Below are 22,309 nucleotides of genomic sequence, written 5' to 3' on the forward strand. Positions count from 1 at the left end.
TGCGAATGGGCGCCGTTGTGCGTTTAAAGTCTGGCTACTCGAAGCCAGGCAACGCCCCATCCGAGCCTGACAGGTCGAACCTGCTGCAGCGCCCCTCGGACAGGTGGCGGGAAAACGGTAGCAATCGAAGATGACCGTTTTGAAACGGAGGCGATTATAGCTTTCTTTGAGCTGCAAGTGGCAAGCCGCAAGCGGTAAGTAAGAGCGGATCGGCTTTTACTTGCAGCTTGTCGCTTGAAACTTGAAGCTGGGGGGTAAACCTTGTGTCCATCCCCCTCGGAGCCCCGCCCCCCCATGAATTTCCACACCCGCAAATGGGTAAAACCCGAAGACCTCAACCCCAACGGCACACTGTTCGGCGGCAGCCTGTTGCGCTGGATCGATGAAGAAGCGGCGATCTATGCCATCGTTCAGCTGGGCAACCAGCGCGTAGTGACCAAGTACATTTCCGAAATCAACTTCGTCAGCGCCTCGCGCCAGGGCGACATCATCGAACTGGGCATCACCGCCACCGAATTCGGTCGTACCTCGATCACCCTGACGTGTGAAGTACGCAACAAGATCACCCGCAAAAGCATCCTCACCGTGGAGAAGATGGTCTTCGTCAATCTGGGTGAAGACGGCCTGCCCGCACCGCACGGCCGCACCGAGATCAAGTACGTCAAGGACCAGTTCCAGAATGACGCCGCGGTCGAATGATGGCGGTCGTTGGGGCGAGGGAGCTTGCTCCCTCGCCACGGAGTTTGGCGTCGTTGCACGGACCCAGCGAAAGTCTCAGCCGGGGACCGTTTCCGTCGCAGCGCGGCGACGTTGCAGGTAGATAAAGAACAGTGCCGTCAGCACGGTCAAACCGCTGACCAGTGCGCCGGTCCACGGCAAGTCGGCCAGGTTGGCACCGCTGGCCACCACCAGCCCGCCGATCCAGGCACCTGCCGCGTTACCGAGGTTGAAGGCGCTCTGGTTCAGGGTCGAGCCCAGGTTCGGCGCTTCATGGGCCTGGTCGATGATCAGCAGTTGCAGGATCGGGCACAGCGCAAAGGCAAAGACCCCCCACAGCACCAAGGTAATGGCCGCCGGAATGACCGAATGGCTGGTCTGGCTGAAGGCGGCCAATACAATGACCACCGCCAGGGCCATGCCCACCAGTGAAGGCAGCAAGCGGCTGTCTGCCAGGCGCCCGCCGAGCATGCTGCCAGCGGTCAGGCCGACACCGAACAGCAACAGCATGACGGTGACGCCATGGGGGCTGACACCGGTGATGTCCTGCAGAATCGGCGCGATATAGGTAAAAACGCTGAACAGGCTGGTGGACGCCAGCACGCTCATGCCCAGCGCCAGCAGCACGTTGGCCTTGCCCAGCACTTTGAATTCACTGGCCAGGTTGGCCTTGTCCATGGCAATTGCCTTGGGCAACCAGAGCCATTGGGCGATGGCGGCAATCACGCCGATCACCGAGACTGCCCAGAAGGTCGAGCGCCAGCCAGCGTACTGCCCCAGTGCCGTGCCCAGCGGCACACCGAGCACGTTGGCCAGGGTCAGGCCGGTGAACATCATCGCGATCGCCTGGGCCCGCTTGTTGGGGGCCACCAGCCCGGCGGCCACCACCGAACCGATGCCGAAGAACGCGCCATGACACAGTGCGGTGATCACCCGGGCCGCCATCAGCGTGCTGTAGTTCGGCGCCAGGGCGCAGAGGATGTTGCCGAGGATGAACATCAGCGTCATGCCCAGCAGTGTGGCTTTGCGCGGCATGTTGGCGGTACCGACCGCGAGGATCGGTGCACCGAACACCACGCCCAGGGCATAGCCGGTGATCAGCAGCCCGGCATCGGGAATGCTGACACCCAAGTCGCGGGCGACATCGGGCAGCAAGCCCATGATGACGAATTCAGTGGTGCCGATGCCGAAGGCGGCAACAGCCAAAGCAAGCAAGGCCAGTGGCATGCGCAAGGTCTCTGTCGTTAGTCTTGACGCTCTGATCAGGCAAACGCATGCCGGCCCCCCGATTCGGTGTCGAGCCGGGCAGCAGCGGAATTTTTTTGGAATAAGTTATGTGCGCAAGTGAGTGCAGCGTGGTCGGTTGCAGTATAAACAGCTGCTGATCTATGGCGAATCAATTCTCTCGAGCAAGGAGGCGACGTGCTGGCGACGGTTCTGGTTCTGGTGGCGGCGCTGTTGCACGCGGCCTGGAACACTCTGATCAAGTTCAGTGCTGAGCGACTATTGGTGGTGGCCTGCATGGACAGCGTGGCGATGCTCTTCGTCGCGCTGATGTTGCCATTCGTGAACCTGCCACCCCTGGCGATCTGGCCGTGGATCCTGGCCTCGGCGGCGTTCGAGCTGCTCTATCGCTATTTACTGATCCAGGCCTACCGGGTGGGCGACCTGGGGTTGGTCTACCCGTTGATGCGCGGGTTGTCGCCGTTGGTGGTGCTGGCACTGACGCTGATCTTCGCCGGTGAAGTGCTGACCACTCAACAAATCCTCGGGATTCTGTTGATCCCGTTCGGCATGCTCTGCCTGCTGTGGCAGGGCGGTGGCGGCGAGCGGTTACCTTGGTCGATGCTGCCGGTGGTGGTGTCGATCGGGCTGTGCATCGGCTGCTACACCTTCATCGATGGCCAGGCGCTACGGCGCTGGTCGCATCCACTGGATTATCTGGTGTGGGTCACGTTGCTCAGTGCCTGGCCGTTCCCGCTGCTGGCGCTGGTGCGCAAGCGTCCTGCGTTTATGCTGTTCTGGCGCGAGCAATGGCGGTTGGGGCTGGCGGTCGGATTCTGCGTGTTGTTCAGCTACGCTCTGGTGCTGTGGGCCATGCAGTTGGGGTCGATTGCCGAGGCGGCGGCACTGCGCGAGATCAGTGTGATCCTGGTGGTGCTGTTCGGTATGCGTTACCTGAAAGAACCGTTTGGCAGGCCACGGCTGTTGGCCTGTGGGCTGGTGCTGATGGGTATGCTCGTGATGAAGTTCTGAGTGAACGATCATAAAACTTAAAAAAGGAACCCTTAATGACTGTTGCTCTGTGGTGCATTTTGATCGCGATTTTCCTGCCGTACCTGTGCATTGGCATCGCCAAGGTCGGTGGCGGGTACCGGCTTCGGGACAATCACGACCCGCGGTCCTTCCTGGAAACCCTGGACGGCTTCGCCAAACGGGCTCACTCGGCCCAGCTCAACAGCTTTGAAGTCACGCCGGCATTTGCCGCTGCGGTCATCGTCGCTCATCTGGCCGGCAACGCGGAACTGGTGACCATCAACGTGCTGTCGGTGCTGTTCATCACCAGTCGCCTGCTGTACATCATTTGCTACCTGGCGGACTGGTCGATCCTGCGTTCGCTGGTGTGGTTTGTCGGCATGGGGCTGATTATCAGTTTCTTCTTCGTCTCGATCTAAAGCAGCGCGGGTGTTGTTGCCGTCGCTGCCGCAGCCTGTGTCTTCGAACGCAGGCGGCGGCAGGATGTCGGCTACTTACTTGGTGTCAGTCACTTGCGGCAGTTGCGGCAACGCCACGCCTTTTGGCCACAGCATCCAGATCTGACCCTGCTGTTTCATGTCGCCGGCCAGTTGCCCGGCGGCATCGCCCGTGCCCCAGAACAGGTCGGCCCGCACTTCGCCGGTAATCGCGCCGCCGGTATCCTGTGCGGCGACTGGCCGCACCAGCGGGGTGCCGTCTGGTCGGGTGGTGGATAGCCACAACAGGCTGCCCAGCGGGATTACCTTGCGATCCACCGCCACGCTGTAACCCGATGTCAGCGGCACATTCAGCGAGCCGCGCGGGCCTTCGTTGCTCTCCGGGTTGCGGGTGAAGAACACGTAGCTCGGGTTGCTGCCCAGCAGTTCGGGGATGCGTGTCGGGTGGGCCTTGGCCCAGGCGCTGATGGCGCCCATGGTCACGTCTTCTTTTTTCAGCTCGGCCTGATCCACCAGCCAACGGCCGATAGGCCGGTACGGATGACCGTTCTGGTCGGCATAGGCAATGCGCAGTTGGCGGCCATCTTCGAGCTGAATGCGACCCGAGCCCTGGATCTGCAGGAACTGCAGGTCCATCGGATCGGTCAACCAGGCCAGTGTTGGCGCCTTGACGCCTTGGGCGCCGATGGTGGCGGCATCGTCGTAGGGCTTGAGTACTCGCCCTTCCAGCCGGCCCCGCAGGCGCTTGCCCTTGAGTTCCGGGTAAATGCTGTCCAGGGAGACGATGATCATGTCCTCCGGTATGCCGTAAACCGGCACATTGGCCACCGACGTTTGCGTCAGGCTGCCTGGGTACACGGGTTCGTAGTAGCCGGTGATCAAGCCGTTGGCATTGCCGCCCGAGGAACGCAGGCCATAGACCTGCAGGTGCTCCTTGAGAAAGGAGCGAATTGTCTCGGCGTTTTGCGGCACGTTGGCGGCTGCCGCGCAGGTCGCCCCCCAGACCGGGTCGGCCTTCAAGCGGGTGCAGGCGCTGCGCCATGAGCCGAAACCGGCCAGCAGGTCGTTATCGGACACCGCTGGCAAGGCGTCCCAGGTCGCGCTGGAGTAGGTAGCGATGGCGTGGGTTTGTGGCTTGGTATGATCGCCACCGTTGCAACCGGCAAGCAGGGCGATCATCGGGAAGGTCCAGAGCAGGCTTTTGCGCCAGGCCTTGTAACGGGTGTTCATGCGGTGCTTCCTGTGACGGATTCCGGAGCGCTCAAGCGCTCGGGCAACCCTTATTGTTAATAGGGCTATTGGTCTTTGCGAATGAGGCGAGGATACTGGCCACCGATTTCCGTGACCTTGAGCCACCATGACTCTTAAAAGACTTTCTGTTGTATTGCTGGCCTGCCTGACGCTGTCCGCCTGTGGCGGTGTCGATCCGAAATCGCCGCTGGGCCAGCGCAAGGCAATCTTCAAGCAAATGCTCAAGACCGGCGAAGACCTGGGTGGCATGCTGCGTGGTCGCATCCCGTTCGACGGGCCTAAATTTGCCGAGGGTGCCGTGAAGCTTGATGCGTTGTCCCGTGAGCCGTGGAAGCATTTCCCACAGGTTCGCGAAGAAGATCACACCAGCGCCAAGGATGAGGTCTGGCAAAAACAGGCACGTTTCCAGGACATGGCCCGCGCGCTTGAGGCCGCCACCAGTGAGTTGGTGATCGCCAGCCAGGTGCAGCCCTACAAGGCCAGTAACCTGGGCCCTGCGGTGCAGAAAGTCGAAGACGCCTGCAGTGCCTGCCATAAAGAGTTTCGTGATCACTGAGTCCAGAGTCTTCGCAGGTTGACGGTTCACGCTGATCTGCAGGCGCTGGCAAGCCAGCTCCTGTACGTGTGATTCGAATTACTTGTCCAGTTCTTCCAGCGCCTGCTGCAGTTCCTTGCGGGATTCGGCGAGTTTATCTTTGCGTTTGTTGATCTTCTCTGGATCGCCTTTTTTCATGGCCTTGTCGAGATCGGCCTGGCGTTGGCTGACTTCATGCTTGGCGTCCAGCACCTTGTTTTCGCGCTCTTTCTTCAGCGAAGCATCGGTGCAGTGCGCGGTTACTTCGCTCAGGGCTTTTTCCAGACCGGCCAGTTGTTCGGCATTGCCCTGGGCCTTGGCCTGTTCAATCTGGGTGCTGATGGACTGGCGCTTGGCTGCGCAGCCAGTGAGTTCCGGCGTTTGCTCGGTAGCCATCAGGGGCGTGACGATGGCGCTGCACAGGGCGAGCAGGGCAATCGGTGCAAGAAATTTCATAAAGGCTCCGTTTAAGAACGTGTTCAAGTCGGCGAGCAGATGGTCGGTTGGAGCGCATCAATACCCGGTGGGTTCAACCGTTGCCGGACATCCGGGACTCTAAAACCCGTCGATGCCGGCAGCGCGTAATTGTTCGCTCAGGGCCTGTACCTGCGGGTCGCGAAAAAAGGCGCTCAATTGCGCCGCGCGCCCTGGGCCGATTCCGGTTTCGGCCTGCCATTGTCCGGTGTCTCGTTGTGCCAGGGACTGCCATGAGCCGGTAAGGCTTGCGTTGCCCGCCGGCGGCATGCCCAAGGCTTTCAGCCAGCGTGAAAAGGGCTGTTGTCGGGCGTGTTGAAAACTGTCTGCCAGGCGGGCACCACTGCGCTCGCCGAAACCATCAATGGTAGCAAGCTCTTGAGCTTCAAGGGTCAACCAATCAAGTAACCCTTTGATACGGCCGGCATCGATCAGCTTTTCCCAAGTGCCGGCTCCCATATGCTGCAGCGCCAGGCCGTGCTTGCCACTGAGCCAGGTCAAGCGTGCGCGAAACTGGCTTTCGCATCCGGGTGTCGGTTGCCAGCAGCTGAGGTGGTGAAAGTCTTCAGGGTGTGGCGCCAGCACTTCGGGCCGCTCGGTGCTGCGCAATACGACGTTGTCGAGCCGGGGGATGGTCAGGCCGGCAAGGCTGATGGCGACGTGATCGCCGGGACGGATATCCAGGTGTCGCCAGCGTTGCAGCGAGCTGACGCTGACCCGTTTGACCTGTCGATCATCGAGGGTGATCGGCATCAGCTCCAGTACCGGGGTGATGCGCCCGGTGCGACCGACCGAGAAGTGGACCTTGCGCACCTGCGCCAACGCTTGAGCAAAGGGGTATTTCCAGGCGATGACCCAGTACGGCGATTTTGCTTGCCAGCGTTCGGCAGGCGGTCGCGACTGCTGGCGCAGAACGATGCCGTCACTGGCGAAGGGTAGAGGTGTGCGGTACCAATGGTCACGCCAATGTTCGGCATCGGCGAAAGTCTTGATCGGCTGGGAGTAGGGTCTCGTGGTGGCGAAGCCCAGCTCGGTCAGCGCTGTCGCACGGGCTGGCAGGTTGCTCGGGCCTTGGGGCCAGTCCCAGGTGAACAGTCCGACCTTGTTGGCCTCCTCAAGGCTCAGTGTCTTGCGGGCCATCAGTCCGGCCACGTTGCCACGGGCGTTGAGGCTGCCCGCGGTGGCTTGTACATGATCGGTCAGGCGCCAGTAGAGTTCGCCTTGCACGACCAGATCGACAGGTTGCGTCAGTTGCAGGGGGATTGCATTGATCTTGCGTGCCGGGGTAGTCCAGTCCTGGCCGTTGATACCGTCGCCGCGACTGATTGCCTGTGCAAGTTGCCCCTTGCGATAAACCAGTGTGACTGCAACACCATCGACTTTGGGTTGAACCCATACGTCATCGCGGGAGGCGAGCCAGTCCTGGACCGCCTGGCCATCGCTCAATTTATCCAGGCCGGTATGGGGGATGGGGTGGAGCACCGTTCCGCGAGCCGTGCTCAGTGGATTGACCGGTGCCGTGCCCGGGTTGAAGCAGGAGCGCCAGCTGTCGAGGCGGGCGCGGGACTGGTCGTAGAGCTCATCGGCAACCAGTGAGCGCCCTTGTCGATGGTAGTTGTCATCCCAGTCGCTGATCTGCTGTTGCAGGGCGTTGATTTCCGCGTGGGCACGCTTGGCCGGCCAGTCGGGGCAGGGGCTTGCGTTGGCGTTCAGGCAAACAGTGGTCAGCCATGCGCCGATCAACAACAGGTGCACAGGTCGCATCATGAGCATCCTTGCTCTGGGGAGGATGCTTGAAGGCTAGATCAGCCATTGCGCGGGCGTGCTCGGGAGCTTTGCCGCGTGTGTCCGGGCCAGTCATGCGCCCATGAAAAAACCCCGCAGGGCGAACCGTGCGGGGCTTTTGCTGTAGCCGGGAGGCTTACAGACCGGCGGCGGAACGCAGGGCGTCGGCGCGGTCGGTTTTTTCCCAGGTGAAGGTGGTGAAGGTGTCTTCGCCCACGGTCTTGGTTTCCGGAGTACGACCGAAGTGGCCGTAAGCAGCGGTTTCCTGGTACATCGGGTGCAGCAGGTCGAGCATGGTGGTGATCGCGTATGGACGCAGGTCGAACACTTCACGGACCAGTTTGATGATCTTGTCATCGCTGATCTTGCCGGTGCCGAAGGTGTTCAACGAGATCGAGGTCGGCTGAGCGACGCCGATGGCGTAGGAAACCTGAATCTCGCAACGCTCGGCCAGGCCGGCCGCCACGATGTTCTTGGCCACATAGCGACCCGCGTAGGCGGCCGAACGGTCAACCTTCGATGGATCCTTGCCGGAGAACGCACCGCCACCGTGACGGGCCATGCCGCCGTAGGTGTCAACGATGATCTTGCGGCCGGTCAGGCCGCAGTCGCCCACCGGGCCACCAATGATGAACTGGCCGGTTGGGTTGATGTGGAACTGGGTGTCCTTGTGCAGCAGTTCGGCAGGCAGTACGTGCTTGACGATCAGCTCCATCACGCCTTCGCGCAGGTCCTTGTACGACACTTCCGGGTTGTGCTGGGTCGACAGGACAACGGCGTCGATACCCACCACCTTGCCGTTTTCGTAGCGGCAGGTGACCTGGGACTTGGCGTCCGGACGCAGCCAAGGCAGCAGGCCGGATTTACGGGCTTCGGCCTGGCGCTGCACCAGTTGGTGCGAGAAGGTGATCGGGGCTGGCATCAGCACGTCGGTTTCGTTGCTGGCGTAGCCGAACATCAGGCCCTGGTCGCCGGCACCCTGATCTTCAGGCTTGGCGCGGTCGACGCCCTGGTTGATGTCAGGGGATTGCTTGCCGATGATGTTCATCACGCCGCAGGTCGCACCGTCGAAACCGACGTCGGAGCTGTTGTAGCCGATGTCGGTGATGACGTCACGAACGATCTGCTCCAGGTCAACCCAGGCCGAGGTGGTGACTTCGCCGGCGATGATCGCCACGCCCGTTTTCACCAGAGTCTCGCACGCCACACGGGCGAACTTGTCTTCAGCAATGATGGCGTCCAGCACCGCATCAGAAATCTGGTCGGCGATTTTGTCCGGATGCCCTTCAGACACGGACTCGGAGGTGAAAAGGGAGTATTCGCTCATCTCGATGTTTTCCTGATATTTACCGATGGTGAGTGTCGCCAGCCGGCCGCTGAAAATGGCGGACCTGAATCTGGAAACCATTACGTAAGCCTACATAGAGGCTTTCCCCGGGAACGAGTCCCGCAGCGGTGGCCCAACGGGCCAGATCGTCCTGTTCAAACCCCAACCAAAGATCACCGCAGGCCTCCCTGGCCCAACTTTGGTTGTGACTGCATAACTCTGTCACTAACAGGCTACCGCCTGGTTGCAGCAAGCCGGCCATCTGCTTGAGCGCATCGGCTGGCGCGGCGAAATGGTGCAGGACCATGTTCAGTACAACGCAATCGGCCGCCAGACTCACGCCATTTAATGCATCGGCCAATTGAAGGCTGACATTTGTCAGCGTTTCACGCTCGCAGACCTGACGCGCCAACTCGAGCATGGCCGGGCTGTTGTCGAGGGCCGTGACCTGGGTGAAGCGTCGTGCAAGCTCCGGCAGAAAGCTGCCGTCGCCAGGGCCGACTTCGATGGCGGTGGCCGCTTCGTTGAAGCTCAGCTTGTCGAGCAATGCCAGTACGCTCTCGCGGTACTGCGGCAGGCCGGCGATCAAGTCTTGCTGGGCGCGAAATTTTTCCGCAACCCGTGAGAAAAAGTCCTGGCTGGCGGCAGCCCGCTGCCCATGGACCTGACTGATCCGCGATTGCACATCGCCGGGCAGGGTCAGGTTGTCCACTTCTTCAAGCAAGGCAGCGTGCAGCTTGCCTCCGAGCAATTCGGTGTGGGGCAGGGCGCGACGGTAGAAAATTGCGTTGCCTTCACGGCGGGTTGCCACCAGGTCGGCCTGGGCCAGCACCTTGAGGTGGTGGCTCATGCCCGATTGGCCGGTTGCAAAGATCTGCGCCAGTTCCAGTACGCCAAACGAGTCGTTGGCCAGGGCGCGCAATACATTCAGCCGCAACGGATCGCCGCCGGCCTTGCACAGGGCCGCCAGCTCGTCGCAATCGTCATGGCGAATGGAAGGCACGCGTAAATTCATAAGGCTGGCAGTCTAGTCACGCGTCGAAAGCACCGCAAGGGCAATATCAAAAAGTTTTGATATTGCTCGATAGATGGCACTTCCCAGGCCGGACCTTACTCTACAAACGAAACGCGGAAAGGTTTCACCTGACCAATACGCAGATATCCACAGGAAAAACCTGCCAGATCGACTATCTGTCATTGCCCCGAGGCCGTCCGCTGAGGGAAAATGCTCGCCTTTTTTCCGTTCCGTTTTATTCACTCTCGATTCAGAATCCGCAGGAGATCAGCGATGCCCAGCCGTCGTGAGCGTGCCAACGCCATTCGTGCACTCAGCATGGATGCCGTGCAAAAAGCCAACAGCGGCCATCCCGGTGCCCCTATGGGTATGGCGGATATCGCCGAAGTACTTTGGCGTGACTACCTCAAGCACAACCCGAGCAATCCATCCTTCGCCGACCGTGACCGCTTCGTGCTGTCCAACGGTCACGGCTCGATGTTGATCTACTCGCTGCTGCACCTGACTGGCTACGACCTGTCGATCGATGACCTGAAAAGCTTCCGCCAATTGCACAGCCGCACCCCGGGCCACCCGGAACTCGGCTACACCCCGGGCGTTGAAACCACCACTGGCCCACTGGGCCAGGGCCTGGCGAACGCGGTGGGCTTTGCCCTGGCCGAGAAAGTGCTGGCGGCGCAGTTCAACCGTCCTGGTCACAATGTCGTTGATCACCACACCTACGTGTTCCTGGGTGATGGCTGCATGATGGAAGGCATCTCCCACGAAGTCAGCTCCCTGGCCGGCACTCTGGGCCTGGGCAAACTGATTGCCTTCTACGATGACAACGGCATCTCCATCGACGGCGAAGTCGAAGGCTGGTTCACCGATGACACCCCGAAGCGCTTCGAATCCTACAACTGGTTAGTGATCCGCAACGTTGACGGTCACGATCCGGAAGAGATCAAGATCGCCATCGAAACGGCACGCAAAAGCGAGCAACCGACGCTGATCTGCTGCAAAACCACCATCGGTTTCGGTTCGCCGAACAAGCAGGGCAAGGAAGACTGCCACGGCGCCCCACTGGGTGACGCGGAAATCGCCCTGACCCGTGCTGCACTGAAGTGGAACCACGGTCCGTTCGAAGTTCCGGCCGACATCTACGCCGAATGGGACGCCAAGGAAGCGGGTGCTGCCGCCGAAGCCGAGTGGGACCAGCGTTTTGCTGCTTACTCCGCCGAATTCCCTCAACTGGCCAATGAACTGGTTCGTCGTCTGAGCGGTGATCTGCCGGCCGACTTCTCCGAAAAAGCTTCGGCCTATATCGCTGAAGTCGCTGCCAAAGGCGAAACCATCGCCAGCCGTAAAGCCAGCCAGAACGCCCTGAACGCGTTCGGCCCGCTGCTGCCTGAGTTCCTCGGCGGTTCGGCTGACCTGGCCGGTTCCAACCTGACCCTGTGGAAAGGTTGCAAAGGCGTCACGGCTGAAGATGCCAGCGGCAACTACATGTACTACGGCGTGCGCGAGTTCGGCATGACCGCCATCATGAACGGCGTTGCCCTGCACGGCGGCCTGGTGCCTTACGGCGCGACCTTCCTGATGTTCATGGAATACGCCCGCAACGCAGTGCGCATGTCCGCCCTGATGAAGCAGCGTGTGATCCACGTCTACACCCACGACTCCATCGGTCTGGGCGAAGACGGCCCGACGCACCAGCCAATCGAGCAGTTGGCCAGCTTGCGCTGCACGCCGAACCTCGACACCTGGCGTCCAGCCGATGCGGTTGAATCGGCAGTGGCCTGGAAGTGCGCGCTGGAGCGTAAAGACGGTCCTTCGGCCCTGATCTTCTCGCGTCAGAACCTGCAGCACCAAACCCGTGATGCGGTGCAGATCGAACTGATCAACCGTGGTGGTTACGTGCTCAAGGATTGCGCAGGCGAGCCTGAACTGATCCTGATCGCTACCGGTTCGGAAGTCGGCCTGGCTGTTCAAGCCTTCGACAAACTGACCGAACAGGGCCGCAAGGTGCGCGTGGTTTCCATGCCTTGCACCAGCGTGTTCGATGCTCAGGACGCGGGCTACAAGCAATCGGTCCTGCCGTTGCAGGTCAGCGCCCGTATCGCCATCGAGGCCGCCCACGCGGACTACTGGTACAAGTACGTGGGCCTGGAAGGCCGCGTCATCGGCATGACCACCTACGGCGAGTCGGCGCCTGCGCCAGCCTTGTTCGAAGAGTTCGGCTTCACCCTGGAAAACATCCTGGGTCAGGCTGAAGAGCTGCTGGAAGACTAAGCACGACGCGGTGGTTTCATGACCACCGCAATCCCCTTGTAGGAGCGAGCGTGCTCGCGAAAAACGTGAGGGCAACGCGATTATCCAGATAGCACGCGTTATCGTTAACGTTCATCGCGAGCACGCTCGCTCCTACAGGGGGGGGCGTTGCACAAAAGAATTTCGTCTGGCTGCGTATTATCGAGAACCCCATGCCTCAACCGCGTCCCTACAAAGTTGCACTCAACGGCTACGGCCGGATTGGTCGTTGCGTCTTGCGTGCGTTGTTTGAGCGAGGCTCGGCGGCTGGGTTTGAAATTGTCGCGATCAACGATCTGGCCGACATGGCCAGCATCGAGTACCTGACACGCTTCGACTCCACCCACGGCCGGTTTCCCGGCGAGGTCAAGGTCGATGGCGATTGTCTGCATATTAATGGCGACTGCGTGAAGGTCCTGCGCAGTGCCACTCCCGAAGGCATCGATTGGGCGTCCCTTGACGTCGATCTGGTGCTCGAATGTTCCGGTGCCTACAACACCCGTGCCGATGGCCAGCGGTTTCTCGATGCGGGTGCGCCGCGAGTGCTGTTTTCCCAGCCGATGGCCAGCGAGGCGGATGTCGACGCCACTATCGTCTATGGAGTCAACCAGGATTGCCTGACCGGCGATGAGCTGCTGGTGTCCAACGCCTCCTGCACCACCAACTGCGGCGTGCCGTTGTTGCGCTTGCTGGATCAGGCCTTTGGCCTGGACTACGTGTCGATCACCACCATCCACTCGGCGATGAACGACCAGCCGGTGATCGATGCCTATCACCACGAAGACCTGCGCCGCACCCGTTCGGCGTTCCAGTCGGTGATCCCGGTGTCCACTGGTCTGGCGAGAGGCATCGAGCGCCTGTTGCCGGAACTTGCCGGACGAATTCAGGCCAAAGCCGTACGCGTGCCGACGGTCAATGTGTCTTGCCTGGACATCACCCTGCAGACCATGACCGATACTGACGCTACCGAGGTCAACCGGATCTTGCGCGAGGCGGCCACCCGCGGCCCGCTCAAGGGCCTGCTGGCTTACACCGAGCTGCCTCACGCCAGTTGTGATTTTAACCATGACCCGCATTCGGCGATCGTCGATGCCAGTCAGACCCGTGTTTCCGGCCCAAGGCTGGTGAACGTGCTGGCCTGGTTCGACAACGAATGGGGGTTTGCCAACCGAATGCTGGATGTTGCAGAACACTATCTGCAAACAGCGATTAAACAACCTGCTCTCTAAAAAGAGCTAACAGGAAGTGCGACCCATGACCGTGTTGAAGATGACCGACCTCGATCTGCAAGGTAAGCGCGTATTGATCCGCGAAGACCTCAACGTCCCAGTCAAGGACGGTGTAGTCACCAGCGATGCGCGTATCCTGGCCTCGCTGCCGACCATCAAGCTGGCCCTGGAAAAAGGCGCGGCCGTGATGGTCTGCTCGCACCTGGGCCGTCCGACCGAAGGCGAGTTCTCGGCCGAGAACAGCCTGGCGCCAGTCGCCGCTTACCTGAGCAAGGCCTTGGGCCGCGAAGTGCCGCTGGTGGCTGACTACCTGGGTGGCGTCGACGTGAAAGCGGGCGACATCGTGCTGTTCGAAAACGTGCGCTTCAACAAGGGCGAGAAAAAGAACGCCGACGAACTGGCCCAGCAATACGCCGCCCTGTGCGACGTGTTCGTGATGGACGCCTTCGGTACCGCTCACCGTGCCGAGGGTTCGACCCACGGCGTGGCCAAGTTCGCCAAAGTCGCCGCGGCGGGTCCGTTGCTGGCAGCCGAACTGGATGCACTGGGCAAGGCCCTGGGTGCCCCTGCCCAGCCGATGGCCGCCATCGTTGCCGGCTCCAAGGTCTCGACCAAACTCGACGTGCTCAACAGCCTGAGCCAGATCTGCGACCAGCTGATCGTGGGCGGCGGTATCGCCAACACCTTCCTGGCCGCTGCCGGTCACCCGGTGGGCAAATCCCTGTACGAGCCGGACCTGCTGGACACCGCCCGCGCCATCGCCGCCAAAGTCAGCGTACCGCTGCCGGTCGACGTAGTGGTTGCCAAGGAATTCGCTGAAAGCGCCACCGCTACCGTCAAGCTGATCGCTGACGTGGCAGAAGACGACATGATCCTGGACATCGGTCCACAAACCGCCGCGCAGTTCGCTGAGCTGCTGAAGTCGTCGAACACCATCCTCTGGAACGGTCCGGTCGGCGTGTTCGAATTCGACCAGTTCGGCAACGGCACCAAGGTCCTGGCCCAGGCCATCGCCGACAGTTCGGCGTTCTCCATTGCCGGCGGTGGCGACACCCTGGCGGCCATCGATAAATATGGCGTTGCCGAGCAGATCTCCTACATTTCTACCGGTGGCGGCGCGTTCCTCGAGTTCGTCGAAGGCAAGGTGTTGCCCGCCGTTGAAGTCCTGGAAAGCCGGGCAAAGGCCTAAGGGCCACCCGTTGGCCAGGCAAAGGAGTGTGGACATGGTCAAGACGTTAGCGATGTTGATCGCGGCGGGTGTACTGGCCGGCTGTGGGAGTAGTCCCACGGCCGCGCCGGAGCCGGGTGCCGGTGCGCCGGAAAAAGGCTGCTACCAGGCCGACTGGCAGGCGGAAACCAACCCCGTGCTCAACAAGCGTTCCGGGCCTGATGGCCTGGATAAATACGAGACGCACACACCCGCCAGGGAACAGGGTTGTCCTTGACAGGTCTGATTCAACAACGCCCAGTGCTGTCGGCGTATGCCGCCAGCCGAGGAAGATGGATGAAAGGCTTGATCGCCGTGGCGTGCCTGGCAGTACTTGCCGGTTGCGCCAATTTGAACCCGTTTGCGTCGTCTGCTTCTGCGCAATCGGACAGTTGGACCCACTGGGTCTGTGACAGTCAGGCACCCGTGCACTGGCGCTACACCGACACCACGCGCAGCGCCGTTGATGTACGGCTTGGCGATGATCAGGTTCACCGCTTGAAGCTCGACCCAGCAGGCTCTGGTTCGCTGTACAGCGACGACCAGTTGGCGTTTCACGTCAAAGGTGAGGAAGGCCTGGTGTACTGGGTCGCCACCAATGATCTGATCGGTCGCGGTTGTAAGGCGCAGTAACAGGATTGAATAGACTCACAGCGATTCAGATGCGGCAGCGGGCAAGCCCTCTCCCACAGAGTCCTGTGCAGCACTTGAGATTGAAGCAGTACCGAATTCGCAGGCCGGCCTTTACCCCCGATCTGCAATAACTTGAATAGCAGCCGCCGCTACGGCAGGCTTGCACGATTAACGACCCTCAACCGGGAGAGACACACACAATGGCACTTATCAGCATGCGCCAGATGCTGGACCACGCAGCCGAATTCGGCTACGGCGTTCCAGCCTTCAACGTCAACAACCTTGAGCAGATGCGCGCCATCATGGAAGCCGCTGACAAGACTGACTCTCCGGTGATCGTCCAGGCTTCGGCTGGCGCCCGCAAGTACGCGGGTGCGCCATTCCTGCGCCACCTGATCCTGGCGGCGATCGAAGAATTCCCGCACATCCCGGTGTGCATGCACCAGGACCACGGCACCAGCCCTGACGTCTGCCAACGCTCCATCCAGCTGGGCTTCAGCTCGGTGATGATGGACGGCTCCCTGGGTGAAGACGGCAAGACGCCGACCGACTACGACTACAACGTCCGTGTGACCCAGCAAACCGTTGCCCTGGCTCACGCCTGCGGCGTATCGGTAGAAGGCGAGCTGGGCTGCCTGGGTTCGCTGGAAACCGGCATGGCCGGTGAAGAGGACGGCATCGGCGCCGAAGGCGTTCTGGATCACAGCCAAATGCTGACCGACCCGGAAGAAGCGGCTGACTTCGTCAAGCGCACCCAGGTCGATGCCTTGGCCATCGCCATCGGCACCAGCCACGGCGCCTACAAGTTCACCAAGCCACCGACCGGCGACGTGCTGGCTATCGACCGCATCAAGGAAATCCACAAGCGCATCCCCAACACCCACTTGGTGATGCACGGTTCTTCCTCGGTTCCGCAAGAGTGGCTGGCGATCATCAACCAGTACGGCGGCGACATCAAGGAAACCTACGGCGTGCCGGTTGAAGAAATCGTCGAAGGCATCAAGCACGGCGTGCGCAAGGTCAACATCGACACCGACCTGCGCCTGGCATCCACCGGCGCAATGCGTCGCCTGATGGCCAGCAACCCGAGCGAGTTCGACCCGCGTAAATTCTTCGGCGCCACCGTGACCGCCATGCGTGACGTGTGCATCGCGCGTTACGAAGCCTTCGGTACTGCCGGCAACGCTTCGAAGATCAAGCCGATCTCCCTGGAAGCGATGTACCAGCGTTACCTGAAAGGTGAGCTGAACGCCAAGGTCAACTAAGCCTTTAGCGTTAAGTCGTACTAACAAAAAAACGCCGAGAGGCGTTTTTTTGTTGGGATAAATTAAATGTAGCCTGCGAGATAAAAACTACCCAAAAGTCAGGGTAAATGGTGCCGCCGCTTGCTCAATGGCACTGACCACATGAGGCGCCTGTTCTCGATGCTGGGGATAACGCTCAAGCACCACTTCAAGCGCAGCAAGCAATCGCTGGATGCGCTCCTTGGGCTGCTCGACCTCACAAGTGCGCGCAAATTCCAGTAATCCTTGCCGCGAGGCAAACATTGACTTGTTACCCGCCAGGTCCAGCGCCAAAACATCCTCCGGAATATAGGCCGTGGTATTGACGATGTCGTAAGCCGGCGCCAGGCGCGCGTCGCGTTGCGTCGGCTCGGAATAGAGCAAGCCGAAGTTCTTCAAATGAGCGTCGCCATTCCCGACAATGCAACTCAGGGCCACGCTATCGAAAAGTTGATCGAGGGAAGAGCGCTGATGTTTTGCCGGGCAGAACACACGAACCGCCTTGGCGATGGCTGCATAACTCTTGCTGTACTTCTGGTCGGCCGAAAGCCCCATCAACACCGCCATGTCCTCAAAGCCAATCGGGTTGAGCTGGGCGTCGCGGTCAAAGCGACGCATGACAAACAGCTTGGCATTATCGGAGAGGTAAAACGGCGGAACGGGAATGCCCGCTTCTTTCGCAATGGACATGCAAAGGAACTCGTTGATCGCCAGACCGGGAAATTCGTCTCGGCCACTTTTGATGATCAGGTCCGAGGTTTTCGACGTCACTTGTGGTAACCCGGCTTCCTGTTGTTCCGGCACCAGCACTTTGGGTTGAACACCTGAAATGCCTGACCGCAGGATGTAGCGATCAAGAAGGCCAGCGAAGATATCTTCCGTGCCGTCCCACGTCAGAATCTCTTCGAGTTTTTCTCCCGGAAAGTGTTGCTCCCCCAGTAAGGCGTCAACCGCATCAGAGCGCACCTGAACTCTTCCGATGGGCGAAGTGCTACCGGAAAGCGCCAAGAGCAGCATCGGGTCGACATTGACGATTTTAGCCAGGCGATTACGCAGTTGCTCCAGTACATAGCCTTCCGGCAAGTTCATCTGAAAAATAGGATGCAGCTCACGCCGACGAAACTCGTCAGGTCGTACGGGCATCGACAAGCTGATTGCCATGCCAGGCAATGCATCTTCGTGATAGCGGAAAGTGAAACCCTCGGCACGGGTGAGAATCCTGCCGCTATTCCCCTCTGGAGTGCTGACTTTGAGAGAGGTCATTTTCATTCGAACAAATCCCCAAGCTCTTCAAGGGTTGGCATAGCGGCCGGCACGACAGTGAGCTCACAATCCAGAGCGCCCAGGATGCGCGCATAAGCGATCATGCCGACGGAAAGGGTGCCCTTCTCTACAGCAATGACTTTATGTCGTGTCAGCCCCGCGAGTTCAGCAAGCTGTGCTTGCGTCAGGCCACGGCTCACACGTTTTTCGCGTAACTGGTTGCCAAGGCGGGCGATCAGCAGAAAATAATCCATGTTCTGTTACCGTGACATTTATAGATGAATGTAACGTATACACAACTCCATGGCGATAGCTTATGTTTGGGTGCACTCAGGTTTGATCGTGATCAATATCCAGCTTGCTGAACGTCACTTTCCCGCCTTCGCTGGTGTAGCCGGTGTTGTCCTGCACATAGACCCCGGCCTTGAAGTACAGCGGCTTGTTGCTCCAGGTGGCGCTGATCTGGGTATCCCATGAGTAGCCGGCGGCGCTGATGCCCAGGGCTCCGCCGGGGCTGAGATGGATCAGGTAGGAGAATTCCCGGTCGAGTTTGACCCCGGTGGCGATGGTGATGACCCGACCCACATCGTCGTCCGGGCGCATGCGCACCTTGGCCACGATGTTGCCGGTCGAGGTGCTGGTCTTGTACTGGTATTCGACTTTCACCATCGGCTTCTGGCTGTTGTAGGCGTGAATCTGGCCGATGACGATCTTGCCCGAACTCGGCACCTGATTGACCGCCAGGGTGGCGCGTAGCGAGTTGTCGGCGTCAGGGTAGAGCCAGTTGTGCAGCGTACCGTTGCTGTAGGTTTCGCGCAGTTCAGTGCGGGGGTAGATCGCATTTTCGGTGCGCGAGCCGGTGACCGGTGTCCAGAAGAACAGGGTGCCGGTATCGGAGTGGAAATATTGGTCCTTGTAACCGCTCACCAGTCGAGGGGTGTCGATGGTGGTCGGCGGGCTGCCGACGGGAATGCTGAGGTTCCAGGTTGCGAGATCGATCATCGTCAAAGCGTCCATGAATGCTGCTGGAACGGGCGTGCCAGAAGCTCTGGCCCGCACCTTAGAGGGCGGTCTTTATAAGCGCTGAGGAGAGCTTTGTTAATGTCCGTCCGGCGGGTTATTGGCGTCAGCGGTCTGTCGACTGCCGCCCTCATCGGTTTTCGTGGCCTGTAACAACGACCGTTAGTCGGGAGCCTGGAGTTTTGCCGAGTGATGGCGTATTGGTTTCTTCTGGTTTGGTTGATCCCGGTCTAGAGTGAAACCTGTCCGGTTTTCGGTATCCCGCTTGACGCCATAACAAGAGAAGCAGCATGGAATGCGCGCAACCCAAGCCAGCTGAAGGCCGCCCGGTTCTATTGATCGTCGATGATTACCCTGAAAATCTGATCAGCATGCGTGCGTTGTTGCAGCGCCAGGATTGGCAAGTGATGACGGCGGCTTCCGGTTTCGAAGCCCTGAACCTGTTGCTTGAGCACGAAGTCGATCTGGTGCTGCTGGATGTGCAGATGCCGGACATGGATGGTTTTGAAGTCGCCCGCCTGATGCGCGGCAGCCAGCGAACGCACCTGACACCGATCATTTTTCTCACCGCCAACGAGCAGTCCCAGGATGCCGTGATCAAGGGCTATGCCAATGGTGCGGTGGATTACCTGTTCAAACCCTTCGACCCGCAAATTCTCAAACCCAAGGTACAGGCCCTGCTTGAGCATCAGCGCAACCGCCGGGCGCTGCAGCGCTTGAGTCAGGACCTGGAAGCGGCCCGGGCCTTCAATGCGTCGGTGCTGGAAAATGCCGCCGAAGGCATTCTGGTGGTAGGCGAAGAAGGTCTGATCCGCTTTGCCAACCCGGCCATCTCGCGCTTGCTCAACGCGACGGTGGCTGATTTGCAAGGTTCAGAGCTCGTCGACTTCCTGCAAAAACCGCACATCCCGGTGTGGAATGATTCAGACATCTACAGCGGTTACCGCCGGGGCGAAACGTGGCGCGTGCATGATGCGATCCTGCGCACGGCACCCGGTCAGCAGGTGCCGGTAGCGCTCTCCTGTGCGCCACTGCCGCCTGAGCAGAAGGCCATGGTGGTGACGGTGCTCGACATGTCGGTGGTGCGTCACCTGCACCAGCAACTGGAGTTCCAGGCGGTTACCGACCCCTTGACCGGGTTGCTCAACCGACGCGGGTTCTACCAGGCCGTGGAAAACCTGCTGCCGCGCAGTGAGCGCTCCGGCAGCACCTGGGTGCTGTTGTACCTGGATCTGGACGGCTTCAAGCGGGTCAACGATTTGTTGGGACATGACGCGGGTGATCGCGTGCTGCGCTGGGTTTCCGAGCAGTTGAAGGCCTGCCTGCGGCCATTCGACATCCTGGCGCGGATGGGCGGGGATGAATTTACCGCGCTGCTTGACCTGGAGCTTCCCGAGCAAGCGGCGAAGATTGCCGAAAAACTCATTGAGCGGGTATCGATCTGTCAGCAGATCGAGGGCATGGATATGGCGTTGGGGGTGAGCATCGGGATCGCCACTTACCCTGACTGCGGGGCCAGTCTCGACGGATTATTGCGCGCTTCCGATATCGCCATGTACGAGGCCAAGCGAGCCGGGCGCCAGCAGTATCGGTTCTACGACCATGAAATGAACGGCCGGGCGCGGACGCGCCTGATGCTTGAAGAAAGCGTGCGCACGGCCATCGAAAACAAGGATTTCAGCCTGGTCTATCAACCCCAGGTGTCGATTGTCGACGGGCGAGTGCGCGGGTTTGAGGCGTTATTGCGCTGGCAGCACCCGAGTGTCGGCGATGTACCGCCGGGGTTGTTTTTGCCGCTGCTGGAGGAAGCGCGGTTGATCAGCCGCCTGGGCAGCTGGATTTATCATCGCAGCACCCGGCAGCGAAAAATCTGGGAAAACCTGTTTGCCGAAGATGTGGTGATTGCGGTCAGCCTGAGCAGTACCCAGTTTGGTATGCCCAGCCTCGCCACCGAGCTACGTCAGGTGTTGGCGCGTCACCAGCTGCAACCGGGGCAGCTGGAAGTGGAAATCACCGAGGAGGCCTTGATGAAAAACCTCGATGAGTCGCACAAACAGTTGCGCCTGCTGCGTCACCTGGGGGTACGGGTCGCGCTGGATGATTTTGGTTCCGGGGCGTGTTCCCTGGCCCATTTACGGGACCTGGCACTGGACACGCTGAAGCTTGACCGACACCTGATCGCCCGCATTCTCGATTCTCCCCGGGACGCGGCACTGGCTCAAAGCGTGATCGGGTTATGCAAGCAATTCGGGATGCTGGTGATCGCCGAAGGGGTGGAGACCGTTGCGCAGTATCAGTGGCTGGAGGCCAACGGCTGCCAGTACGTGCAGGGTTTCCTGGTGGCCCGGCCGCTGATGGCCGAGGACGTCGCGGGCTTTGTACGGCAGTTTGACTGGAGCGCGCTGACGGCCTGAATTCGCTACACTGGCGCTCTTTCGTCACTCTGTTGTTGCCCCATGACCGCGCTCAAGTACCTCCAGGCTTACCCTGCCACACTGCAAGCACAGGTGCGTCAGTTGATCGATGAGGATCGACTGGGCGAGTACCTGAGCCAGCGTTACCCGGACAAGCACGCGATACAGAGTGACAAGGCGTTGTACAACTATGCCTTGGAACTGAAACAGGAATACCTGCGCAATGCCCCGGCCATCGATAAGGTGCTGTTCGATAACCGCCTGGACCTGACTCACCGTGCGCTCGGCCTGCACACGGCGATCTCCCGGGTGCAGGGTGGCAAGCTCAAGGCCAAGAAAGAAATCCGCATCGCCTCCTTGTTCAAGGACGCCGCCCCGCAATTCCTGAAGATGATCGTGGTCCACGAACTGGCGCATTTCAAAGAGTCCGACCACAACAAAGCCTTCTACAAGCTGTGCGAGCACATGCTGCCGGGTTATCACCAGCTGGAGTTTGATTTGCGGGTTTACCTGACGTGGCGGGACATGCAGTAACTATCGCAACAAGGAGTGTCTGGATGGACGTGAGCAAGACCAAGAGCAGCTTCTACCGCCGCTTGTACGTGGCGTACCTGATCGACAGCGGGCTGGCCAGCAGTGTCCCGGCGTTGACCGAGGTGACGGGCATGCCCCGGCGCACCGCCCAGGATACGATCGCGGCGCTGGCGGACCTGGACATCCTTTGCGAGTTCGAGCAGGAGGAGGGCGCGCGCAACCATGCCGGGCGCTATCGGATTCGTGAGTGGGGGGCGATTGATCCGCGCTGGATCGAGCAGCATCTGCGGCAGATCAAGGCGGTGTTGGGGTATCCCTGAGAGAGGTGGCGCCAGTGCTGACGCCTTCGTGGGCAAGCCCGCTCCCACAGTGATTGGATCGTTCCCACGCTCTGCGTGGGAATGTCGCCCGGGACGCTCTGCGTCCCTTCGCAGGTGTGACGCAGAGCGTCACAAGATGTATTCCCACGCAGAGTGAACTGACCCCCAAAGGTTGGACACAACCTTTGGGGGCGTCATGGGTAAGTACACAGAGCAAGCAAAACACGCAGCAGTGCAGGATTATTGTTCCGGTAGCGCGGGTTTGAGGGATGTTGCACACC

The 22,309-nt window shown here is 60.2% G+C and carries 22 protein-coding genes and 1 riboswitch; of the genes, 13 read left to right on the top strand and 9 right to left on the bottom strand.

The window, feature by feature from the left end; translation table 11 throughout:
• A riboswitch (S-adenosyl-L-homocysteine riboswitch) is annotated at positions 1 to 103 on the bottom strand.
• 191 nt (positions 104 to 294) lie between these two features.
• On the top strand, positions 295 to 699 hold the full coding sequence (locus CKW07_RS16985) for an acyl-CoA thioesterase (RefSeq protein WP_095146126.1): 405 nt from the start codon (positions 295 to 297) through the stop codon (positions 697 to 699).
• Between the two features lie 75 nt (positions 700 to 774).
• Here the strand turns inward: CKW07_RS16985 and CKW07_RS16990 are convergent, their stop codons facing one another.
• Positions 775 to 1,944 (bottom strand): MFS transporter, encoded by a 1,170-nt coding sequence (locus CKW07_RS16990; RefSeq protein WP_095146128.1) that lies wholly within the window; start codon positions 1,942 to 1,944, stop codon positions 775 to 777.
• A 195-nt stretch (positions 1,945 to 2,139) separates the two neighbouring features.
• On the opposite strand from CKW07_RS16990, the gene CKW07_RS16995 reads away from it, so the two are divergent.
• Complete coding sequence (locus CKW07_RS16995) at positions 2,140 to 2,973, top strand: EamA family transporter (protein ID WP_095146130.1); 834 nt, start codon at positions 2,140 to 2,142, stop codon at positions 2,971 to 2,973.
• 35 nt (positions 2,974 to 3,008) lie between these two features.
• Positions 3,009 to 3,392: an MAPEG family protein gene (locus tag CKW07_RS17000; RefSeq protein ID WP_095146132.1), complete on the top strand. Its 384-nt coding sequence runs from the start codon at positions 3,009 to 3,011 to the stop codon at positions 3,390 to 3,392.
• A 75-nt stretch (positions 3,393 to 3,467) separates the two neighbouring features.
• Here CKW07_RS17000 and CKW07_RS17005 read toward each other — a convergent pair whose 3' ends face one another.
• Positions 3,468 to 4,640: a murein transglycosylase A gene (locus tag CKW07_RS17005; RefSeq protein ID WP_095146134.1), complete on the bottom strand. Its 1,173-nt coding sequence runs from the start codon at positions 4,638 to 4,640 to the stop codon at positions 3,468 to 3,470.
• Positions 4,641 to 4,767: 127 nt separating this feature from the next.
• Between CKW07_RS17005 and CKW07_RS17010 the strand changes: the two genes are divergently transcribed.
• The gene (locus tag CKW07_RS17010; RefSeq protein ID WP_095146136.1) at positions 4,768 to 5,217 is read left to right on the top strand and encodes a cytochrome c; all 450 of its coding nucleotides are present in this window, start codon (positions 4,768 to 4,770) and stop codon (positions 5,215 to 5,217) included.
• Between the two features lie 78 nt (positions 5,218 to 5,295).
• On the opposite strand, the gene CKW07_RS17015 is transcribed toward CKW07_RS17010, so the two are convergent.
• The 4 genes from CKW07_RS17015 to CKW07_RS17030 all read right to left on the bottom strand — a co-directional run bounded on the left by CKW07_RS17015 (position 5,296) and on the right by CKW07_RS17030 (position 9,836).
• Entirely contained in the window at positions 5,296 to 5,691 is a 396-nt protein-coding gene (locus tag CKW07_RS17015) for a DUF1090 domain-containing protein (protein WP_095081471.1), read from the bottom strand.
• 99 nt (positions 5,692 to 5,790) lie between these two features.
• Positions 5,791 to 7,473, bottom strand: a complete 1,683-nt coding sequence (ligB, locus tag CKW07_RS17020) for an NAD-dependent DNA ligase LigB (RefSeq protein ID WP_095146137.1) — start codon at positions 7,471 to 7,473, stop codon at positions 5,791 to 5,793.
• Positions 7,474 to 7,630: 157 nt separating this feature from the next.
• On the bottom strand, positions 7,631 to 8,821 hold the full coding sequence (gene metK / locus CKW07_RS17025) for a methionine adenosyltransferase (RefSeq protein WP_095146139.1): 1,191 nt from the start codon (positions 8,819 to 8,821) through the stop codon (positions 7,631 to 7,633).
• A 19-nt stretch (positions 8,822 to 8,840) separates the two neighbouring features.
• Positions 8,841 to 9,836 (bottom strand): metalloregulator ArsR/SmtB family transcription factor, encoded by a 996-nt coding sequence (locus CKW07_RS17030; protein WP_095081467.1) that lies wholly within the window; start codon positions 9,834 to 9,836, stop codon positions 8,841 to 8,843.
• Between the two features lie 273 nt (positions 9,837 to 10,109).
• On the opposite strand from CKW07_RS17030, the gene tkt reads away from it, so the two are divergent.
• From tkt to fba, 6 genes are all read left to right on the top strand, one after another.
• Complete coding sequence (gene tkt, locus CKW07_RS17035) at positions 10,110 to 12,107, top strand: transketolase (protein WP_095146141.1); 1,998 nt, start codon at positions 10,110 to 10,112, stop codon at positions 12,105 to 12,107.
• A gap of 191 nt (positions 12,108 to 12,298) precedes the next feature.
• The gene (epd, locus tag CKW07_RS17040; protein WP_095146143.1) at positions 12,299 to 13,354 is read left to right on the top strand and encodes an erythrose-4-phosphate dehydrogenase; all 1,056 of its coding nucleotides are present in this window, start codon (positions 12,299 to 12,301) and stop codon (positions 13,352 to 13,354) included.
• 25 nt (positions 13,355 to 13,379) lie between these two features.
• Complete coding sequence (locus CKW07_RS17045; RefSeq protein WP_095146145.1) at positions 13,380 to 14,543, top strand: phosphoglycerate kinase; 1,164 nt, start codon at positions 13,380 to 13,382, stop codon at positions 14,541 to 14,543.
• A 34-nt stretch (positions 14,544 to 14,577) separates the two neighbouring features.
• Positions 14,578 to 14,799, top strand: coding sequence for a hypothetical protein (locus CKW07_RS17050; RefSeq protein ID WP_095146147.1), 222 nt, complete (start codon positions 14,578 to 14,580; stop codon positions 14,797 to 14,799).
• A 59-nt stretch (positions 14,800 to 14,858) separates the two neighbouring features.
• On the top strand, positions 14,859 to 15,194 hold the full coding sequence (locus tag CKW07_RS17055; RefSeq protein WP_095146148.1) for an MliC family protein: 336 nt from the start codon (positions 14,859 to 14,861) through the stop codon (positions 15,192 to 15,194).
• Between the two features lie 200 nt (positions 15,195 to 15,394).
• Positions 15,395 to 16,459 (top strand): class II fructose-bisphosphate aldolase, encoded by a 1,065-nt coding sequence (gene fba / locus CKW07_RS17060; protein ID WP_095146150.1) that lies wholly within the window; start codon positions 15,395 to 15,397, stop codon positions 16,457 to 16,459.
• Between the two features lie 87 nt (positions 16,460 to 16,546).
• Here fba and CKW07_RS17065 read toward each other — a convergent pair whose 3' ends face one another.
• From CKW07_RS17065 to CKW07_RS17075, 3 genes are all read right to left on the bottom strand, one after another.
• Entirely contained in the window at positions 16,547 to 17,746 is a 1,200-nt protein-coding gene (locus CKW07_RS17065) for a type II toxin-antitoxin system HipA family toxin (RefSeq protein ID WP_095146152.1), read from the bottom strand.
• A complete protein-coding gene (locus tag CKW07_RS17070) occupies positions 17,743 to 17,994 on the bottom strand; it encodes a helix-turn-helix transcriptional regulator (protein WP_095146154.1) in 252 nt (83 codons plus the stop codon). Before CKW07_RS17070 ends, CKW07_RS17065 begins: the two co-directional genes overlap by 4 nt.
• Positions 17,995 to 18,070: 76 nt before the next feature.
• A complete protein-coding gene (locus CKW07_RS17075; protein WP_095146156.1) occupies positions 18,071 to 18,742 on the bottom strand; it encodes a polysaccharide lyase family 7 protein in 672 nt (223 codons plus the stop codon).
• A gap of 308 nt (positions 18,743 to 19,050) precedes the next feature.
• Between CKW07_RS17075 and CKW07_RS17080 the strand changes: the two genes are divergently transcribed.
• Genes CKW07_RS17080 through CKW07_RS17090 form a run of 3 tightly spaced genes read left to right on the top strand, consistent with a single transcriptional unit; the run spans position 19,051 to position 22,028 of the window.
• Positions 19,051 to 21,174 (top strand): bifunctional diguanylate cyclase/phosphodiesterase, encoded by a 2,124-nt coding sequence (locus CKW07_RS17080; protein WP_095146158.1) that lies wholly within the window; start codon positions 19,051 to 19,053, stop codon positions 21,172 to 21,174.
• Between the two features lie 42 nt (positions 21,175 to 21,216).
• A complete protein-coding gene (locus CKW07_RS17085) occupies positions 21,217 to 21,708 on the top strand; it encodes a M48 family metallopeptidase (protein ID WP_095146160.1) in 492 nt (163 codons plus the stop codon).
• Positions 21,709 to 21,731: 23 nt separating this feature from the next.
• A complete protein-coding gene (locus CKW07_RS17090; protein WP_095146162.1) occupies positions 21,732 to 22,028 on the top strand; it encodes a helix-turn-helix domain-containing protein in 297 nt (98 codons plus the stop codon).
• Positions 22,029 to 22,309 lie beyond the last annotated feature (281 nt).

The sequence above is a fragment of the Pseudomonas sp. Irchel s3b6 genome (genome assembly GCF_900187415.1).
Taxonomy (GTDB): Bacteria; Pseudomonadota; Gammaproteobacteria; order Pseudomonadales; family Pseudomonadaceae; genus Aquipseudomonas.

Coding starts and splice junctions, on each gene's coding strand:
- CKW07_RS16985 (WP_095146126.1), top strand. CDS start 295: ATGAATTTCCACACCCGCAAATGGGTAAAACCCGAAGACCTCAACCCC.
- CKW07_RS16990 (WP_095146128.1), bottom strand. CDS start 1,944: ATGCCACTGGCCTTGCTTGCTTTGGCTGTTGCCGCCTTCGGCATCGGC.
- CKW07_RS17000 (WP_095146132.1), top strand. CDS start 3,009: ATGACTGTTGCTCTGTGGTGCATTTTGATCGCGATTTTCCTGCCGTAC.
- CKW07_RS17005 (WP_095146134.1), bottom strand. CDS start 4,640: ATGAACACCCGTTACAAGGCCTGGCGCAAAAGCCTGCTCTGGACCTTC.
- CKW07_RS17010 (WP_095146136.1), top strand. CDS start 4,768: ATGACTCTTAAAAGACTTTCTGTTGTATTGCTGGCCTGCCTGACGCTG.
- CKW07_RS17015 (WP_095081471.1), bottom strand. CDS start 5,691: ATGAAATTTCTTGCACCGATTGCCCTGCTCGCCCTGTGCAGCGCCATC.
- ligB (WP_095146137.1), bottom strand. CDS start 7,473: ATGCGACCTGTGCACCTGTTGTTGATCGGCGCATGGCTGACCACTGTT.
- metK (WP_095146139.1), bottom strand. CDS start 8,821: ATGAGCGAATACTCCCTTTTCACCTCCGAGTCCGTGTCTGAAGGGCAT.
- CKW07_RS17030 (WP_095081467.1), bottom strand. CDS start 9,836: ATGAATTTACGCGTGCCTTCCATTCGCCATGACGATTGCGACGAGCTG.
- tkt (WP_095146141.1), top strand. CDS start 10,110: ATGCCCAGCCGTCGTGAGCGTGCCAACGCCATTCGTGCACTCAGCATG.
- epd (WP_095146143.1), top strand. CDS start 12,299: ATGCCTCAACCGCGTCCCTACAAAGTTGCACTCAACGGCTACGGCCGG.
- CKW07_RS17045 (WP_095146145.1), top strand. CDS start 13,380: ATGACCGTGTTGAAGATGACCGACCTCGATCTGCAAGGTAAGCGCGTA.
- CKW07_RS17050 (WP_095146147.1), top strand. CDS start 14,578: ATGGTCAAGACGTTAGCGATGTTGATCGCGGCGGGTGTACTGGCCGGC.
- CKW07_RS17055 (WP_095146148.1), top strand. CDS start 14,859: ATGAAAGGCTTGATCGCCGTGGCGTGCCTGGCAGTACTTGCCGGTTGC.
- fba (WP_095146150.1), top strand. CDS start 15,395: ATGGCACTTATCAGCATGCGCCAGATGCTGGACCACGCAGCCGAATTC.
- CKW07_RS17065 (WP_095146152.1), bottom strand. CDS start 17,746: ATGAAAATGACCTCTCTCAAAGTCAGCACTCCAGAGGGGAATAGCGGC.
- CKW07_RS17070 (WP_095146154.1), bottom strand. CDS start 17,994: ATGGATTATTTTCTGCTGATCGCCCGCCTTGGCAACCAGTTACGCGAA.
- CKW07_RS17075 (WP_095146156.1), bottom strand. CDS start 18,742: ATGATCGATCTCGCAACCTGGAACCTCAGCATTCCCGTCGGCAGCCCG.
- CKW07_RS17080 (WP_095146158.1), top strand. CDS start 19,051: ATGGAATGCGCGCAACCCAAGCCAGCTGAAGGCCGCCCGGTTCTATTG.
- CKW07_RS17085 (WP_095146160.1), top strand. CDS start 21,217: ATGACCGCGCTCAAGTACCTCCAGGCTTACCCTGCCACACTGCAAGCA.
- CKW07_RS17090 (WP_095146162.1), top strand. CDS start 21,732: ATGGACGTGAGCAAGACCAAGAGCAGCTTCTACCGCCGCTTGTACGTG.